The organism is Rhodospirillaceae bacterium (genome assembly GCA_018660465.1).
Taxonomy (GTDB): Bacteria; Pseudomonadota; Alphaproteobacteria; order Rhodospirillales; family JABJKH01; genus JABJKH01.
Map to the genome: position 1 here is coordinate 41,964 of JABJKH010000009.1, position 17,927 is coordinate 59,890.

Consider the following 17,927-nt stretch of genomic DNA (forward strand, 5'->3'; position numbering starts at 1 on the left):
AAACGGCTAGGTAAGCTTCTATACGGTCAGGCGACCGACTGTTTCTTCGTAGTCTTCCAGACCTGATACAGGACCAAGCGCTGTTAACGTCGGCGTTGAGGAAACAATCCTTTGGGCGACTTTTTTGACAGCCTCTACATCCACCGCTTCGATTTTCTCGACCACTTCTTCGACGCTTAACGGTCGCCCAAAAACCGAAATCTGACGCGCCATTTGTTCACAGCGCGACATGGTACTTTCCAGGGACATCAGAATGCTGGCCTTAAGTTGGGTGCGGGTGCGCTGGACTTCGTGTTCGGTGATATCATCACAGACTCGACGCATTTCATCACAGACCAACGGTATGACGCGACTCGATTCTTCGCCACCTGACCCTGCATAAACGCCAAACAAACCACCATCCGAATAGCAAGAAAGGAAGGAATAAATACTGTAAACAAGACCGTGTTTCTCACGGATTTCTTGGAACAAACGCGATGACATGCCGCCACCCAACAAAGTCGATAGGACGGAAGCCGTATAAAAATCATCGTCGTTATAACTAATGCCGTCGAATCCCAGGAGCAGATGTGCTTGTTCCAGGTCTCGTTCTTTGCGGAAATCGCCGCCCGCATAGCTCGCTGTTTCCAGATCGGCACCGTTGCCTTTATTCAGGCCGCCAAAAGCATCTTCGGCCAGCTTTACAAAGGTATCGTGATCCAGGCGTCCCGCTGCTGATAAAACCATGCGGGAGCCGGTGTAGTTTGTTTGCATGTAATTCATCAGCGTTTCGCGAGACATATCACGAACCAACTCGGTGCTGCCTAGGACGGGTCGACCAACGGCTTGTTCTGGATACGCGGTCTCTTGAAAATAATCAAAAACGACATCGTCTGGGGTGTCGTTGGACTGATTGATTTCTTGTAAGATAACGCCTCGCTCGCGCTCCAATTCATCCACATCAAATGTTGGATTTTGTGCGATGTCACCAATGATATCGACGGCCAGGGGCATATCCTCTTTTAGAACCTTGGCGTGATAGACGGTTGTTTCACGCGATGTGTAGGCGTTCAGATTGCCGCCAACGTCTTCGATTTCCTCGACGATTTCGCGGGCCGTGCGCCGTTCGGTTCCCTTGAACGCCATATGTTCCAAAAAGTGGGAGACACCATTGATCTCAGGTGTTTCGTACCGGGTGCCGACATCCACCCAAATTCCGGTGGAAACAGTCTCGACGTTATCCATGCTATCGCTGACGATGCGCAGGCCGTTATCAAGTGTTGTGGTGCGAACCGTCATGATGCGGCGCGGTCTCCTGTTTTTTGCAGCACGTACGCCTGCGCCGTGCTGAGGTCATTGGCCAATGTGTCATAGCGTTCTTCACGGTCCAACAGATCAGAAAGATGGTCCGGCAAGGCGGGACGAACACCGGCGGCTTCTTCCACTGCATTTGGGAACTTGGCCGGGTGAGCAGTCGCAACCGAAATCACTGGGCCATCGGTGACCGCTTGACCTGCCGCAACACCAATTGCCGAATGAGGATCAACCAGCTTGCCGGTATCCTGATATAGCTTGCCAATAACGGCCTTGGTCCCAGCATCATCCAGGCGCATGCCGCTGAACAGATTGAGCGCACTTTGAAGTTCTGCCGTCTCAACCGAAAATTCTCCTGTATCCCGAAACCGATCCATGGTTTCGCGCACGTGGTTGCCGTCCCGGCCATAAAGATCAAACAACAGGCGTTCGAAATTGCTGGAGATTTGAATGTCCATGCTGGGGCTGATCGTTGGATTGACCGTGCTCGACTTCATCGAACCCGAGGCAAAAAATCGTGTCAAAATATCGTTGCTGTTGGATCCAACGGCGAGCTTTGTCACCGGCAGGCCCATCTGATGGGCGCCGTAGGCGGCAAAGACGTTGCCAAAATTTCCTGTTGGCACGGCAAAGGTCGGTGCAGCGCTATCAGCATCAAGGCGGCTCCAGGCCCAGAAATAATACGCGATTTGCGCCATGATCCGAGCCCAGTTGATAGAATTGACCGCAGATAAATTAATTCGGTCGCGGAAGGAAGTATCATTGAACATGGCTTTCACCAAGTTCTGGCAATCATCAAAGGTGCCGTCGATGGCGATATTGTGCACATTAGCAGACATCACCGTGGTCATTTGGCGGCGCTGAACCTCAGAGACCTTGCCTTCCGGGTGCAGAATAAATATCTCAATCGCGTCGCGGTCGCGGCAAGCTTCGATGGCAGCTGAACCCGTATCGCCAGACGTAGCACCAACAATGGTGACTTTTTCACCGCGTTGTTTCAGGACCGTATCAAACAACAACCCCACCAGTTGCAGGGCGTAGTCTTTGAACGACAACGTCGGTCCATGAAACAGTTCCAGCAGCCAATGATCGGCTGTTAGCTTGGTCAGGGGGGCGACATCCGGATCGTCAAATCTCGCGTAGGCTTGATCAACGAGGCCGCGGAATTCATCTTCTCCGATACACTCCCCCAAAAACGGTGTCATGACGTTGACCGCAATTTCTTGATAGCTCTGCCCACGCAGGTCGGCTAAATCATCCGCGCTCCAAGTCGGCCAGGATTTAGGCACATAAAGCCCGCCATCTCGGGCCAGCCCGGCCAGCAAGACGTCATCAAATGACAATTCGGGCGCTTGGCCTCGGGTGCTGATGTATTTCACGGATGTATCTTTCTACGAATAATAAAGCGGCTCAACCTAACGGCGTGGCCCTTACTGAGCAAGGCCGCTCACCGAGAAACCGCTATTTTAGCAAGGCGTTCCGGACCGACCTTGCGGGCATATTAACCTGCTTTTACATCGGACAAATGCTTCTCTGGAGTTAGAATTCGCTTGTGATTGCAAGGGAAGCAACATAGGACACTACTAAATTCTTTATGCCAGGATGCAGAAATTGTTTGGTTCGGGTTGATTAAATATTAAGATTTATAGATGACCCTGGCTTCAAGACCACGTGCGTAACTGTTGCTTAATTGCCACAAAAAAACTTAAGGCATTGAAGACATTACAGAGTTTTTGGAAGTCGGGTGTGAGGGTGATAGGATTAACCCGAATCGTGGCATGTTTCGCATTCGTGCGTGCATAAAGTGAAGACTTACATTTGTTTTTTTTCGGCGGATATTTAGGGCTTTATGATGATTTTTCCTTCAAGGTTATTTGCAACAGTATTGTCGCTGACAGTTGGTGTCGCGCTTATTAACTCAAGTGATGCGGTCGCAAGTACGCCGGCCTCAAGTCAAGAGACAGGAGCAGTGGTTGTAGGGGCTCAAACCGCAGCAGTAGCGGCTTCCCAAACGGGCGGCATCGTCGCTTCCGCAGTTGGTGGCGCTCTTGGTGTTGGGGGACCTACTCCGACGACGGTTGGAAGCCAAATGAATTATTTCAATTCGCGCTCGCTCGCTGGTAAGTCAGCAGGTGGTGCGTCGAAAAGAGCCGGGATTTGGGCTCAAGGGGGATGGACGACTGCGGATAACAACGAAGCGGGCGGCCAGTTCGATGGCGATATATTTAACTTTGTTGCGGGTATCGACTACAAACCGCGGAAGTTTAACGGCAATCTTCTGATTGGTCTGGCTTTTGGCTATGAGGATGTTGATATAACCACGTCCTTTAATAACGGAACCTTCGAGGGAAATGGCTTCACAATCGCGCCATACTTTGGGTATAAGTTTAATAAAGCTTGGGGAGTTGATGCATCCGTTGGTGTCAGTTTCTTAGACTATGACAATTCCAGGAATTCCAATGGGGTAACGGGAAGCTTTAACGCTAAGAGACTGTTTGGCTCGGCAAACTTCACCGGAAATATCCAGCGGAAAAAGCTTAGGATAACACCGAAAGTTGGGATCTTGGCTTTGGGTGAGGAACAAGATTCGTACAGTGAAAGTGACGGCACTGCAGTTGGTGATGTCAACATCCACCTCATACGGTTAAACGCGAGTGGGGAATTAGGCTATAGTATCGCTAAAGGCGTGGAGCCGTTCTTACGCGCTGGGCTCGAATACGATCTTAACAGAAATGGCCCGGTTGTTTTAACCGGCACAACGCTGTCATCAAGTGACGAAGCGGGTGCGGCCTTTGCTGCTGGCATCAATTTCAATCGGAAGAATATTTCCGGTTCGATAACTGGAACGTCCACACAGTTCAAGGACGAGTTGACGACATGGGGTGCGAGTGCGCGGATAAGAATTAATTTCTAATTCTCAACCCATGATACGAGAGAGTTTACGGGTCAGATTGCGAAATCTGGCCCGTTTCTTTTTGTTGTCAATTCTCCTGGGAGGGTGCGGAAGTGATTATTTTAAGTCGCCTTTGCAATTAGCTGAGAACGTTGCTCATCACGCTAATATGGAGAAACAGGTTTTTCGTGCGGGCGACTTCGTTCTGACGAGCTTTCTCCGAGTTTCCAAAGCGCGTGACGATTTACTGACGGTTTATATTGAGGGTGATGGTAATGCATGGTTAGACCAAAACCGTGTATCGCCCGACCCGACACCGCTAAATCCCTACACTCTCCGTCTGGCAACTCGCCACCCACCGGGGAACGCACTTTATATTGCACGGCCTTGTCAGTACCTCACCGAGGCAGAGCTGTCGGTGTGTCATCCGAAATATTGGATTACACATAGATACGCATCCAATGTGGTTCAGGCGATTGGTCGGGTAATAGACAGGGTAAAAGAAACAATTGGTGCCCGGAAAATTTCTTTAGTCGGATACTCAGGTGGCGGCGTTATTGCGGCTCTGCTTGCCGGTAAGCGGCAAGACGTGTCGACTTTGATAACAATTTCATCGAATCTAGATCATAAGCTATGGACACGGCGAGATAAATTGACCCCCTTGGACGGCTCCATGAATCCAGTTGAATACGTATTGGATATTCAACGCATACCACAAATTCATTTTGCCGGTGCACGTGATGATGTTGTCGCCCCTGAAATTGTTCGGTCTTTTGTTTCGCACATGACCGACACCCGAAATACACGAGTTGTTGTATTGGAAAATTTTGATCATGATTGCTGCTGGGTGAAAAATTGGCCAGCGCTTCTCGAACAGTACAAATAGCATTATACCTAGGCCCCCTGAGAATGACCCATAGGCATCATGGATTTACCAAAGACGAGTGACCGCCGATCAGGCACTTTAACGGCTCGGGCACCGATGGCGGCAATGTGCCTTTCCGTGGCAATGATCTTTTCCACATTGGATGTATTTGGCATTGGGTTCTGGCGAAATACAGAATCCTTGGTTGTCGCATTTCACCTCTCGTCCGCATTTTGCACGTTCGCACTGCTTCTTGTTTGGAGAGAAAATAGCACTCTTTTCAATGAGGTCATCCATCACCCGTTTGTCGTTATATTGGGTATGATTTTCGTTTGGAGCGTTCTGGTATCGGTTGGGTCAGACTTCCCCGTTCTCAGCTTTTTAGGACCGCCGCAAACCGGCGAGGGAGCTCTTTGGTATGCGAACTTCGCGGTGATGACCGCGTGTGCGATGTGTGTCGCACAAAACAGTCGTCATTGGCGGGCTGTCACGATCTTTGCAGCCACCCTTGTATTAGCAGCCTCCTCTCTTAAAGGCTGGGCCCTCCTGAACAACGAGGTGCCGCCTCTCATTTCTGTAAATGGCTATGTTGCTTACTTTGCAATCACGCTTCCAATTTTCTGCCTGAAGCTTGATGGGGATAAGGACCGGCCTCTCATCATTCTTGTTATCTTAATCAGTATATTTACCGTCCTAGTTTCTCAGAATGTAACAGCCATAGCCGTGTTCTTTCTTGGAGCGTTAGGCTGGATTGGTAACTTGTGGTCGAAATCTAGACTAACCGAAATGGGTCTGTTCGAGGATCGACGATTTGGTATTTCGATTGTCCTCGTGTGTGCTCTATTGCCCAGCATACTTATTTATTATGGTACTTTTAGTACCTTGTCGGTTTCCTTGAACTCGCGCAACCTTATCACCCAGGTCATGGAAAATGCGCTTGGCTCCGATTTATATGGATTGGTGCTTGGTCACGGTTGGGGGCAGACCAGAGACGCAATTCTTGCGAATGCAACCACCGTCGGGGAAACATTTTTAAGTCCAACATGGGACGTTCTATGGCGAAATTATATCCATTCGAACAACTGGCTAATCGAAGCGCTTTATGCGATGGGCCTACCCGGAACGATCTTGGCACTCGCGATGCTTCTGGCACTTCCGGCGTATGCTCCGCGCCCGCTTTATCCGTATGCGGCGATCTTCGGGGCGTCCTACGCCGTATTAAACAGCTTGTGGTTTCAACTGGCGTATAGTCTTCCCTTCGTTGCTCTCGCCCTTGCAGCGGTATCGGATATTCGTATTGGCGTTGAGAGCAAGAAGACTACGTCTACTCGTTTGGTGATGGGATGCTTCATCGGGCTCCTCATTATCCAGGTTGGTGTAGGGCTCCGCCTACTGGCATTTGGGTTAGGAGTTGTAGACGCAAAAGAAAATCTTATTGCATCCTCAACGACGAGTAAAATATGGGAATTCCCCAGCGATTTTAGGGCGGGAGAAAATGCATTTTCCAGTTTTGTCCGCTCGGAAGTTCGGAAAATAGCTCTGCCACCGGCGAGAACAATAGCAGACTCTACGAAATCCGAAATGATATCTAAATTACTTCAAGCATTGGAGGAGAGAGTAGAGAACGCGCGCTCCGTGGATTTGGTGCTCGCAGGTAATATTGTTTTTTCCGAACTTTATTATAATCCCTCGCTAATACAATTGCGGCCTGCCACAACAGATAAAACAAACTCTTGGGATAAATGGGTCGGTCGGGCCATGGAGGTTGCGCCACACCGGACCGACGTTCTAATTCCTTTTTTCTCCAACCTATTATCTAAAGGCAAGACACCGATGCTTTTAGAATTAACCCGAAAAATTTTAGATCAAAATCCAGGAGACCCAGTTGGAAACTATTATAAAGGTGCGGCAATGGTCGTTTCATCTGAATATGATGATCGCCTGTTGGGCATGAAGCATTTACGGGAAGGATTGAATCAAGGTATCGAACGCTATATGTCAATTGATCCTAAATTAAAAAAACAAATTCTTACAAATGGTCAATAGCTCATGACTGTGTCCGCCGTAATCGTAACTTATTGGACGGGTCCCGTTCTTTTTGATTGCTTGGACTCGGTATTAGCGCAACCTGAAATCACCGAAATTCTCATCGTAAATAATGGGAATTCGGCCGCTACTGTTAAGCAACTGCAAGGCCTTGCCGATAGTCGTAAAGAATTCAAAGTAATTGACCCTGGTCGGAATACCGGTTTTGCGGCTGGATGCAATATGGGCGCTGAGCAGGCAAACGGGGATTTTCTGACCTTTGTGAATCCTGACTGTGTACTTCAGCCGGGTACAATTACAAAAATCTTGGATGTTTTTGAAGAAAGGTCCGATGCCTGGCTGTGCGGCGGTAGGTTGCAAAATCCAGATGGAACGGAGCAACAAGGCAGCAGACGCGAAGTCTTAACGCCTTGGCGGGCGGTCGTGGAAATCACACGAATTGATAAACTATTTCCAAACCATCCATATTTTCGTCGGTTCCATATGCACGAAAGTGGTACACCAGATGTTATCCAGGAAGTTCCAACGGTGTCAGGGGCATTTATGGTGATCCCTAAACGCCGTTATGAGCGGGTTGGTGGCATGGATGAAAACCTATTTCTGCATCTCGACGACTCAGACCTATGTGTCAGAATTCTAAAGCAGGGCGGCAAGGTTCTTTTTTGTGGGAATGTTCCGGTGATGCATCACTTGAGTACCAGCGATGTTTCCAGAACATTTATTAATTGGCATAAAACCCGAAGTACCAGTTATTACTTCTATAAGCATTTTAGCGATAGTTACCCTTCCTGGTTCTTAGGCTTCATTACCTTTTTAGGATGGACTAGATTTTTTTTGATAACGCCGTTTACGCTCCTAAAAGATTGTTTTGGTATGATTCGTCGGCTTATAACGCACTAATTTTTGAGTTTGAATCTGTGGGATCAAAAGTTTGCTCTTTTTGGGCAATTGATGGACATTAGAGCATCCGACTCTCAATGTTTGCTGGCTTGTAAATCAGGATATTTGGGAATAGGAACGTATTAGTTCACTTTCTTATGATTTTATGCGCGTGAAGGATTTCAAAGATGCTTCTTTCTGTCGTTTTCTCTTTCAGAAATGAGGAAAAGGTATTGGAGGAACTGATTAGCACAACCGCGTCAGTGCTATCTGGAGCCGATATTGATTTCGAACTAATTTTCGTAAACGACAATTCCGATGATAATTCTCTGGAAATCCTTAAATCTCATAGGGCAAAAGACGAGCGAATTAAAATAGTCAATATGTCCCGGCGTTTTGGTGTATCCCCTTGCGTGATGGCGGGAATGCGTTTCGCAAAAGGCGATGCGGTTGTTTATCTAGATGCCGATTTGCAAGACCCTCCTGAAGTAATCCCAAAAATGGTTGCACTGTTTAATAATGGTGCGGATGTCGTCCATACAGTGCGTACAGAACGTTCTGGTGAGAGCGCCGGTAAGATGTGGATTACAAGCTGGGCTTACAAGGTAATCAATAGGATATCTGATATAAGTTTGCCCGAGAACGCAGGGGATTTTAAGTTGATCAGCCGACGTGTGGTCGCTGAACTTATTAAGCTGAATGAATATCAACCCTATACGAGAGGTCTGATTCCTTGGGTCGGCTTCCGACAGGAAACCATCGAATACAAACGCAACTCGCGATTTGCCGGTGAAACAAAATTCCCACTCTTCCAAAGCCGAGGTCCGCTGAATGAGTTTGTGAAGGGAATTACTTCGTTTTCAGAAATCCCCTTATATTTATCGCTATTTATTGGATTTAGCGTTTCAGCTTTATCCTTTCTTTATCTTATTGTCGTTCTTTTCAAAAAATTGAATGGATGGAATCTGCCGGGGTGGACGGCAATAATGGGGGTCACATTGCTTCTTGGCGGGATTATTTTGTTCACAAATGGTGTGATCGGAATTTATATCGGAAGAATTTATAACAATGTTAAAGGCCGGCCAGCCTATATTATTGATGATACGATTGGCTTTGAGGAATCGCCACCAGATGATAACGGTCGGCAACAATCTTAATTCGGGCCAAATTTTTTAAATTCAAGCAACTGAAATATAAGTCAGTGAAATTTTATGGGGCGTATGAATGGGTCAAAGCTACCATTTGAATTTTACGCCCTGAAGGGGGCATTTTGCACAAATTGGAATGGGCGTTCGACCTTGGCTCAGGTGTGTAGTGCGCATTGCCTTAGCATCAGCCCCATTCCAGATTTGCGATAAATTTTCTTTATCCGCCCATCCATAAGCGGGAACATCCGTCCAGACAACATGTTCACAACAGGGGTATACCGCACCGTTCCAGTCGATCGTTAAAACTGTCCAGAGCCAGGCACAGGGAACGTCTGTTGGCAATTTAGCTGTGGACTGAAGAGGCTCACTGGACTCCATTCCTCGTGGATTTCCCGGGCGTATGTTAAAGAGAATTCCAAGATCCTGAGCAAATTTACGCGCGAGTTCTAGTTCGTGTTTGTTATGTTCGTATTTAATGAAATCGAGCAATATGATTGCATTGCTGCCCACTTCCTTTCGTATCTCCACTAATCGGATCAGGTTTTTTTTGATCTTCTCAACATCGCCACGACGATGCTGGATGGAATGAACTGGAGTAGTGAACCCGCTGATATGAACCTTTAGGCAATCCAGACCAGCAGTGAGAAGCTTGCGGCTGTTTGACTCATTTAACAAAATGCCATTTGAGGCAATCATCGTGCCGACTTTACGATCTGTTGCAGCTTGAATAGCTTTGTATATGTCTTTTGACATCAACGGTTCGCCATTGATATACGGGATTGCTAGCATGAGCCGGCTGGAAAATTCGTCCAGAACTTTCAAATAGGTTTCAAATTTTAACTTTCCTTTGGAAATAACACTACCGTCGCCCCCCGGATTACTATCATAAATTTCGTTATTGTCGGAACGGCAAAAAACGCAACTCTCATTACACTCATTCCAAAGTTCAAAGTTTATGAGGTAGGGTGATTTGCTCGACGTTTTGCGGCGGAGAAAAAAGCTTCCATAACATACTACGGCATTCCAAATTTTGAGAATTGAAAGCTTTCCACCCAGAAGCAACCTGGAAATTATAAGTATGCGCAAGCCTAGGTATTTGTTTGAAACATTACCCATTTCAATCGGTCATTTCACAAATATTTGAAATTTGTACATCATGTTTTATATTTGCCGCACGCAAATGGTATCGGCAAATTCCGGACAGTCGAATATCATAATTTCTGCAAGCCATTTGGTTCGAAAACAACAATTTTACTTCCAGAATAATCGATATCGAAATCTACATATACAAGATCTTTTAACCGTTCCCGCACGGTCATCTGGATTTCCGGCTTTACATAAAAAAGTAGAAACCCACCTCCTCCGGCCCCAAGAACTTTCCCCCCTAAGGCACCGGCGTCCATCGCGGCGCTGTAGATTGAATCCATCTTTTCTGTTGTTACATTCTTCGCAAGCTCACGTTTTAACATCCAAGACTCATGTAACAAAGAGCCGATTTCATCTACGTCGCGTTCTGGATTGCTCAAAATTTCTTCTGCCTCTTTGACCATTTCCACCATGCGAACCATATGGTTTTCCCGTTGACTTAGATTGGCGATTTTATCTTTTGCAATTTCGGGCGCAAATCTTGATACCCCGCTGAAGAAGAGCATTAGGGATCCCATAAGCTTTTCTTGGCGCTCTTTTCTAAGCATCAGAGGAGCAACATCGAATTTGTCATCTCTGTAAAAATCAATTCGATTCATGCCACCATATGCGGCCCATACCTGGTCCTGAGAGCCGACGTGCTCTTTCATAATTTCTTGCTCAAAATGAATCGCTTCAATTGCAAGCTCCTGCTTGGAAACCATATTTCCGTTCGATGCGGCTAATGCGTGCAACAACCCGACGCTGAATGAAGAACTTGAGCCAATTCCAGAGCGTGCAGGCAGGTCGCCATCGTGGTGGATTTCAATTCCTGAATTAATACCCTTTTCAATCAGAATATGACGTACCGCAGGATGTTCAATCTCTGATAGTTCATTTACAGTCTCAACACGCGAATAGACAACACGGTGCTTGTGTTCAAAAAAGGGGGGGAGAGACCTTAAACTAATATAACAATATTTATTAATGGCGAACCCGAGAACGCTCCCCCCGAATTGCCGATACCATTTGGGATAGTCTGACCCACCACCAAAAAGAGAGGCTCGAAAAGGTGTTCTACTGATAATCACGCGGGGGTTCCTTTCTTAACAATGCCTATATGATTTTTGGCCTCAATAAGACTGTCTGGTGTGCCAATATCGATAAACGTACCATCTCCCAAGTGAGCCCATACGCTTTTTGAAGGTAGAATTTGTAGAAAAATTTTTTCCAATGAGATTTCGTTACCATCCACAATATTCTGAATCATTTTTTGCGAGAGAAGATAGGTGCCAGCATTGATCATGCATGATCCGATGAATTGTTCTTCTTTCTCTATAAAACGCAATACGTTCCCCACTTCATTTACCTCAACCCGGCCATATCGCGAACCGTCGGGTACGGTAGTACAAAGTATAGATGCTTCCCGATCCTCGCGAATATGTTGATGGATAAATTCGGTTAGATCGGTGTCAAACCATGTATCGCCATTGAGAACGAGCACTGGATCAGAAGAAAGCATTTTTGCAATAAATCGAAGAGCTCCAGCTGTTCCTTGAGGTTTTGGCTCAACCACCCATTCGACATCAGATGGTGCCCGACCATTAACGGTAAGATGATCGATAACCTTATCTGCAAGGTGCCCAAGGCTAAGATGAAAATGAGAGAACCCGAAGTCTCTTAGATGATGAAGTAAATGATCCAAAAACGGGCGTCCATTTATAGGCGCAAGAACTTTCGGGGTATCCCCTAACGTATCCGCGATACGTGTGCCGAGTCCCCCCGCCAGAATTACCACATCAATATCTTGAAGAGGTGTCATAGTCAGGACTTAGCCACTTCAACGATTTCCCTACTTAATCGATGCTTGGACATTTCTTCAATATGCTTTCGGGTCTCCCAACCAAATTTCTGCGTTGCCATGGTGAGATAACGCTCGCCCTCGAAATAATGATGAAAAGCGGTGTCCCGAAATTCTAAGATTTCGGCGGCTGTTAAATTGTCAGTGGATAACGGCTTGCAGTCATAACTGTGCTGGGAATAACCAGACCACTTGAGCGGTAAATCCAAACCATCTTCTATTGCTGAGAGGTATAATGGTGAGCCAGGATAAGCCATTGCAGAATAGAAATTTCCAAATTCACAGTTGAGATCTATGGCAAGATCAAGAGTTTGTTGCATTGTTTCTAGATCGTCACCAGGAAGCCCAAAAATATAATTGCCGATAACATTAATGTCAGCCATTTGAATTTGCCGAACAATATTAACGATATCTTCGGACCGTAAAGTCTTTGCAGCGCCGTTCCGAACATGCTCCGATCCGGATTCGATTCCAAGTGCCAGCCATCGGAAGCCAGCCTTACGTAGTTTTTTGAGGAAATGGGGCTTGATTGTATCAATCCGCGCATAAGCCCAGATATTTAGATCCAGATCGCGTTCGATCAAAAGGTCACAGATAGACGTTACATGCCGTTCATTCAGCACAAACATTTCATCAATAATTTTAAATGTCTTCACACCATACACATTATACAAAAGGTCAATTTCTTCGACGACCTTTTTGGGGTCCCTCATTCGATATCGATTTGAATCGAACGGCGCATTGATGCAACAAAAGTTACATTTATAGGGACAGCCCAGGGACGTATAGATTGATGCATAGGGCATACGCGCATTTAGGTCGCCGAAACATTGCCAGTTATGTGCCCGATATTTATCCATCGGCAACAGGTCCCAAGCGCTCCCATGAAACTCCTTGTCCAGATCTACGGTCAGTGGAGCCGATGGATTAACAATAATTTCCTCCCCATCTTTCTTCCATACAAGCCCCTCAACACCGGCCAGTTGCAGAGGCGGTGTCAACAATGCCTTAAGGAGTTGAACGACTGTTGCCGGACCTTCGCCTTTACAGGCAAAGTCCACGGCTTCCTCTTGTAGAGTCCGTTCAGGAAGGGCAGACACATGGCCACCGACGATCAAGAGCGGAATAGACGGTGCAATATCCTTAAGGGCTCGGCATGTTTCTCCCGCAGGAACCATTTGTTGAGTGGAGGCGGAGGGCTGATGCCCGAAAACAACCACGCAAATCAAGTGTGGCGCGAGGTCATGGACTTTCTGTGCAACTGCTGGAGGGGCAAGATTGTCCGCTTCAGAATCAATGATCGTGACTGAATAGCCCTGATCCCGCACATATCCAGCGATTATACGGCACCAAAGAGGCGGCTCGATCGCTGTTAACTCATTTCCAAGAGATTGATAAATCCCCCCCCGACCACCGGGGTTGATTAGCACCAAATCCATATTATTATTAGTCCTGTCCGTGACGATTTCAGCAGTTCTATAGATTGCCATACATGGAATTTCGGATCATCGTATAACCTTTGATCAGCTCCTCAATGCCGTCATCTAGGGAAAATTTAGGCATAAATCCTGTTGCCTCGACCTTCTCATTGGAGACGATATAATCCCGTTTGTCGGGGTCTTCGCCAATAGGGGCCTCAAGAAAGACAAATTTTGGAATGTGTTCCTTAATTTTTTCGCAAAGCTCAATCTTTGATAAATTTGCACTAGAGAGACCAACGTTATAGGCGTTGCTTTTTATTGTATTAAAGTTTTCGAGGCCGTGGATAAAAACTCTGCTGACGTCACGGATGTGAATGTAATTTCGCTTGAAATTCCCTTCGAATAAAACAACAGCGCTGTCATAAAATGCACGATAAACGAAGTCGTTTACCAAGAGGTCAAGTCGCATTCGCGGAGCCATGCCAAAGACCGTCGCGAGACGGAAGCTGATCGTGTTTTCACGCTCTAGTGCTTGCTTTTCTACTTCGACTTTGTGTTGGCCATAGAGGGAAATCGGTCGAAGAGGGCTCTCTTCTGAACAGAACTTTCCTTCCTCCCCAACTCCATATCCACTGTTTGTAATTGGGAGTAGAACCCATTGATCGGGGCTTAGCGAGTCCAAAAGCATTATCTGGGCGTCATGGTTCAGAGTTGTGGCTCCAATGGGATCTTTGGCGCAAATGGGGGCACCTACAAGGGCTGCCAGCGGTATTATTACATCGGCTTTTGAAGCATGCTTTTTCACTAAGGCCTCATCGCGTGCATCGCCATTAATGATATTAAAGTTTGGACGAGCACAACACGCGGCAAGAGAGTTTTGTTTAAACAAAAAGTTATCGAGGACGGTAACGTCATAATCTGCATCGAGAAAGCTTTGAACCATAATGGAGCCGAGATAGCCGGCGCCGCCGGTAATCAGGATCTTGGTTTTTTCTGTCATTTTTTAAGATCTCATAATACGGAAAATTATATTAAGGCGGCTTCTAGAGCGCGGGTGATGTGATATTCATTCATCTTATTTGCCTCGTGCAACATATATCGGTCCCCTAGAGAAAGCTCGAACTTGTTTGGCACGCCAAAGCGCTTCAGCCGGCAATTGAGTCCCCGTTCGGTTATCAGGTTTGCAACAAGAGAATCCAGTCCGCCACGATTAATATACCCTTCCTCCAGGGTAATAACTGTAGAATAGTGACTTAACGAACTCGCCAATTCATCTTCGTTACAATTATCTAACATGAAGACGTCAATTACCCCGACGCTTCCTTCATAGCGAGAAACAATTTTGAGCGCCTGGTGAACCATCACTCCGACGGCGACGAAGCATACATCCCGGCCGGTGCAAAGCTCTGTAAATCCTTTGACGAAATTGATGGCTTCGGGCCCCGGGTAAATAGCGGGCAAGGGTTTCCCATCAAGACGAAAATACTTTGGTCGCGGGGTGGTTGGAGCATAGTCGGCGAGTGCCAGTGCCGCATTCCAGTCGCACGGGCTAATGGTCATAACATTGGGCATCGTTCGCATCGCACTAATATCATCCAGGCAGTGATGTGTTGGTCCCGAGACGTCGTAACTAAACCCAGCTCCAAGCGCGAGCATATTTACATTCATTTCACGGAGTTGGCTCGGCAATGCGAGATTAATCCGAATTTGTTCATATGCCCGGAAATAAAAGGATGCAATCGCATAGGTATAGACGGTAAACCCTTCCATCGCGAGGCCGGCAGCCACGTTAATCAGGTTTTGTTCGGCAATGCCTACATTGATGAAACGATCCTTGATATCTGCCCTTATACGGTCAAGCGCGGGTGCTCCCATATCAGATGATAAAAAAAAGATTTTTTCGTCTGCGACCATGCGATCGTAGAGGGCCTCAATCAAAACATCTCGCATTGGCTTTGCTGGCAATGCATTCATGACCAATCTTTCAGAGTTTTATCTATGACTTCCGGGGCGACGACTCGAATATGGCAAATCGGATCTGCTTCCAACTCCGGAACCATGTGACCTTTTACGGTGTGAGCGACTAGAGCTTTGGGTTGGTCGGAATGCTTGTCCTTAATTTTTTTTAATTCTTCTTGTAGGGCGTCGACGTCATGCCCATCAACCTCTGACGCTGACCAACCAAAAGCTTCTAGCTTTTCCGTTAGTGGATCCAAGCCCATGATATCTTTCTGGTATCCCAGCATCGAGCGCTTATTGTCATCTACGATAACAACAAGGTTATCGAGTTTTTGTCGGGCAGCGAACATCACCGCTTCCCAAATTGCACCGGAATTCATTTCTCCATCACCACAGAGAACAAAAATAGTTTGAGATTTCTTCAGCTGTTTCAGGGCGATTGCCATACCACAAGCAACACCGAGCCCATGGCCTAATGAACCATTGGTCGTCTCAATGCCTGGTGTGATGGGTTCAGGAATGATCCCAAGACGAGACTGAGGTTGCCCGACTCTCTCTAACTCATGAAGTTCGATATACCCTAAGTCGGCAAGGACCGGATAAATCGATAAGCTACCATGTCCCTTACTTAGAACGAGGCGGTCCCGATCAGGCCACTGTGGCTCATTAGGACGAAACTGCATTAAGCCGCCATAAAAGAGAGATGTAAAAATTTCGACCGGAGACAACGAGGAAGCAATACGTACGCCAGGCGCTGTTTTATGCATCAACAGGGTTTGCGCACGGACCCAGTTCGCTTTTTTAACAAGATCAATCTTTACCGTCATCGACAGCTAACCCTCAGCATGGGAGTCACGTTCCGATAATATGGGCGTACGGGTTGGCCAAAATATGCCGAATCGGCTGTCATCATACCGATAGCTGAATTGTCCCGCCCGATTATAATAAGTCGACTGCTTGTAGCTGAAAAGGGCGACGTCGCTCAATACTAAATGCGCAACGCCATGTTTTGGAGGCGCTAATATCTGAGTTTTGCTGGGCGCTGAAAGGGAAAAGGATTCCCATTGGCCGAAATTTTTAGACTGTGTGTCACAATTCACGATTACCAAATAAATCCGACCGTAAGGACAAGAGATCAATTTATAGGTTTCAGCATCACCATGAATACCCCGCAGGACGTTTTTTGCGGAAGTAGAGACATCGTCCTGTACGAATTTAATATCAATTCCTGCTTCCTGGTAGAGGTCTTCATTGTAAGTTTCAACATAGGAGCCTCTAAAATCTTCATAGATGGTTGCAGGCTCAATAATGAGGACATTTTCCAAATTCGAATTGCGTACCTTTAAACTACTCACGGACAATTTTTCCCCAATTCACTTTATTCGGAAGCGGTGTTTCCGAGCGCTCCCGAATAAGATAACATAGGAGAGTGGCTAATACAGGCACGCATTCCCAAACACTGCACATCAATTTCTGGCAGAAACATATGTCAGTATATTGAAGTTCTCAAGATCACCCAGATTTTACACTGACAACCACCCTTGAATTCCCGATGGGAAACCGGATTCCCATTTTTAGTATACCGAGTTCCAAAGACTGAATGCCGCCCAAAATCGCCGAGAGTAACGTGGGAAGGTTATGCTCATCATCCGGGTGATATTTCCCTGTTATCTTGGACTTGTATCTAGATGCAACCGCAGCGGGTAGCAAAAGGGAGAAGATGGAAGAATCATAACTTACATCCAGCCCGGCTTCTCTGGTTTTATCGGCTAATTCACGGACACGATATCGACGGACATGGTTGGCTCGGGCATCAGCAGGGCTATAAAGCCAGGGATGCTGGGGCACAATATTGATGGATACTCCTCCGGGTCGCAGACTAGCAGCTATTTTTTTGAGAACTTCCAGGTCACCGTCAATGTGTTCCAGAACATCGAAACTCGTCACTAAATCAAGTTCGTTCTGAAACGGAATACGATAGGCGTCCATATGAAAGACAAACGCATCGGATTTAAGTGCGTCAGATGCCAGTCGGACTCCTTCTGTGAATATGTCTGTTGCTAATAATGCCGCATCCGGTAGTTCGGCGCGTAGTATCTTTGTAATGAAACCGGTTCCGCATCCAATATCTAATACACGTTTAGCCGACGGAGTATGTTTTTGTATTAACCACCGGACAGTTTCGGCCTTTGCCGCCCATACAAAACTATGTTTTTGCTGTTCGGCCATATGCTTGAGTTCGATTTCCGAAAACCCAGGAAACGGCTTTTCTATGTATTCGGGCGCAAATGTTATGCAAGAATCCGACGGCTGGGACGGAATGGTTGCGGCTTCCAGTAATGCCAAAACGTCGCGGTACATCCGTGAGGTTGACGGCACTTGTCTTTCCACTAACTCTTTAATTTCCTCCGGTAGCGCGGTCATGCTGCCTCCTCAG

The 17,927-nt window shown here is 46.8% G+C and carries 16 protein-coding genes; 5 read left to right on the forward strand and 11 right to left on the reverse strand.

Annotated features, from left to right (window positions below; translation table 11 throughout):
* Positions 1-18: 18 nt before the first annotated feature.
* Both HOM51_02220 and HOM51_02225 read right to left on the reverse strand, forming a co-directional pair.
* Complete coding sequence (locus HOM51_02220; protein MBT5033313.1) at positions 19-1,278, reverse strand: insulinase family protein; 1,260 nt, start codon at positions 1,276-1,278, stop codon at positions 19-21.
* Positions 1,275-2,672 carry a threonine synthase gene (locus HOM51_02225; protein MBT5033314.1) on the reverse strand — a complete coding sequence of 466 codons (1,398 nt, stop codon included), beginning with the start codon at positions 2,670-2,672 and terminating at the stop codon, positions 1,275-1,277. The genes HOM51_02220 and HOM51_02225 overlap by 4 nt, the downstream gene beginning before the upstream one ends.
* Positions 2,673-3,142: 470 nt before the next feature.
* Between HOM51_02225 and HOM51_02230 the strand changes: the two genes are divergently transcribed.
* The 5 genes from HOM51_02230 (at position 3,143) to HOM51_02250 (ending at position 9,133) form a co-directional block, all read left to right on the forward strand.
* Positions 3,143-4,207: an autotransporter outer membrane beta-barrel domain-containing protein gene (locus tag HOM51_02230; protein MBT5033315.1), complete on the forward strand. Its 1,065-nt coding sequence runs from the start codon at positions 3,143-3,145 to the stop codon at positions 4,205-4,207.
* 148 nt (positions 4,208-4,355) lie between these two features.
* Positions 4,356-5,072 (forward strand): alpha/beta hydrolase, encoded by a 717-nt coding sequence (locus tag HOM51_02235; protein ID MBT5033316.1) that lies wholly within the window; start codon positions 4,356-4,358, stop codon positions 5,070-5,072.
* Positions 5,073-5,111: 39 nt separating this feature from the next.
* Positions 5,112-7,097, forward strand: coding sequence for a hypothetical protein (locus HOM51_02240; protein MBT5033317.1), 1,986 nt, complete (start codon positions 5,112-5,114; stop codon positions 7,095-7,097).
* Positions 7,098-7,100: 3 nt separating this feature from the next.
* Complete coding sequence (locus tag HOM51_02245; GenBank protein MBT5033318.1) at positions 7,101-7,997, forward strand: glycosyltransferase family 2 protein; 897 nt, start codon at positions 7,101-7,103, stop codon at positions 7,995-7,997.
* Positions 7,998-8,164: 167 nt separating this feature from the next.
* Positions 8,165-9,133 (forward strand): glycosyltransferase family 2 protein, encoded by a 969-nt coding sequence (locus HOM51_02250; protein ID MBT5033319.1) that lies wholly within the window; start codon positions 8,165-8,167, stop codon positions 9,131-9,133.
* Between the two features lie 78 nt (positions 9,134-9,211).
* On the opposite strand, the gene HOM51_02255 is transcribed toward HOM51_02250, so the two are convergent.
* The 9 genes from HOM51_02255 to HOM51_02295 form a co-directional block, all read right to left on the reverse strand.
* A complete protein-coding gene (locus HOM51_02255; GenBank protein MBT5033320.1) occupies positions 9,212-10,240 on the reverse strand; it encodes a radical SAM protein in 1,029 nt (342 codons plus the stop codon).
* A 95-nt stretch (positions 10,241-10,335) separates the two neighbouring features.
* Positions 10,336-11,340, reverse strand: a complete 1,005-nt coding sequence (locus HOM51_02260; GenBank protein MBT5033321.1) for a kinase — start codon at positions 11,338-11,340, stop codon at positions 10,336-10,338.
* The gene (locus HOM51_02265; GenBank protein ID MBT5033322.1) at positions 11,337-12,071 is read right to left on the reverse strand and encodes an NTP transferase domain-containing protein; all 735 of its coding nucleotides are present in this window, start codon (positions 12,069-12,071) and stop codon (positions 11,337-11,339) included. Before HOM51_02265 ends, HOM51_02260 begins: the two co-directional genes overlap by 4 nt.
* Positions 12,072-12,073: 2 nt before the next feature.
* Entirely contained in the window at positions 12,074-13,600 is a 1,527-nt protein-coding gene (locus HOM51_02270; GenBank protein ID MBT5033323.1) for a radical SAM protein, read from the reverse strand.
* Entirely contained in the window at positions 13,587-14,531 is a 945-nt protein-coding gene (locus tag HOM51_02275) for an NAD(P)-dependent oxidoreductase (protein MBT5033324.1), read from the reverse strand. The genes HOM51_02270 and HOM51_02275 overlap by 14 nt, the downstream gene beginning before the upstream one ends.
* Positions 14,532-14,557: 26 nt before the next feature.
* The gene (locus tag HOM51_02280; protein MBT5033325.1) at positions 14,558-15,505 is read right to left on the reverse strand and encodes a transketolase; all 948 of its coding nucleotides are present in this window, start codon (positions 15,503-15,505) and stop codon (positions 14,558-14,560) included.
* Positions 15,502-16,317 carry a transketolase gene (locus HOM51_02285; protein MBT5033326.1) on the reverse strand — a complete coding sequence of 272 codons (816 nt, stop codon included), beginning with the start codon at positions 16,315-16,317 and terminating at the stop codon, positions 15,502-15,504. The genes HOM51_02280 and HOM51_02285 overlap by 4 nt, the downstream gene beginning before the upstream one ends.
* A 6-nt stretch (positions 16,318-16,323) precedes the next feature.
* Positions 16,324-16,845 (reverse strand): dTDP-4-dehydrorhamnose 3,5-epimerase family protein, encoded by a 522-nt coding sequence (locus HOM51_02290; protein MBT5033327.1) that lies wholly within the window; start codon positions 16,843-16,845, stop codon positions 16,324-16,326.
* Positions 16,846-17,002: 157 nt separating this feature from the next.
* Positions 17,003-17,914, reverse strand: coding sequence for a class I SAM-dependent methyltransferase (locus tag HOM51_02295; GenBank protein ID MBT5033328.1), 912 nt, complete (start codon positions 17,912-17,914; stop codon positions 17,003-17,005).
* Positions 17,915-17,927 lie beyond the last annotated feature (13 nt).

Coding starts and splice junctions, on each gene's coding strand:
- HOM51_02220 (MBT5033313.1), bottom strand. CDS start 1,278: ATGACGGTTCGCACCACAACACTTGATAACGGCCTGCGCATCGTCAGC.
- HOM51_02230 (MBT5033315.1), top strand. CDS start 3,143: ATGATGATTTTTCCTTCAAGGTTATTTGCAACAGTATTGTCGCTGACA.
- HOM51_02235 (MBT5033316.1), top strand. CDS start 4,356: ATGGAGAAACAGGTTTTTCGTGCGGGCGACTTCGTTCTGACGAGCTTT.
- HOM51_02240 (MBT5033317.1), top strand. CDS start 5,112: ATGGATTTACCAAAGACGAGTGACCGCCGATCAGGCACTTTAACGGCT.
- HOM51_02245 (MBT5033318.1), top strand. CDS start 7,101: ATGACTGTGTCCGCCGTAATCGTAACTTATTGGACGGGTCCCGTTCTT.
- HOM51_02250 (MBT5033319.1), top strand. CDS start 8,165: ATGCTTCTTTCTGTCGTTTTCTCTTTCAGAAATGAGGAAAAGGTATTG.
- HOM51_02255 (MBT5033320.1), bottom strand. CDS start 10,240: ATGGGTAATGTTTCAAACAAATACCTAGGCTTGCGCATACTTATAATT.
- HOM51_02265 (MBT5033322.1), bottom strand. CDS start 12,071: ATGACACCTCTTCAAGATATTGATGTGGTAATTCTGGCGGGGGGACTC.
- HOM51_02270 (MBT5033323.1), bottom strand. CDS start 13,600: ATGGCAATCTATAGAACTGCTGAAATCGTCACGGACAGGACTAATAAT.
- HOM51_02275 (MBT5033324.1), bottom strand. CDS start 14,531: ATGACAGAAAAAACCAAGATCCTGATTACCGGCGGCGCCGGCTATCTC.
- HOM51_02280 (MBT5033325.1), bottom strand. CDS start 15,505: ATGAATGCATTGCCAGCAAAGCCAATGCGAGATGTTTTGATTGAGGCC.
- HOM51_02285 (MBT5033326.1), bottom strand. CDS start 16,317: ATGACGGTAAAGATTGATCTTGTTAAAAAAGCGAACTGGGTCCGTGCG.
- HOM51_02295 (MBT5033328.1), bottom strand. CDS start 17,914: ATGACCGCGCTACCGGAGGAAATTAAAGAGTTAGTGGAAAGACAAGTG.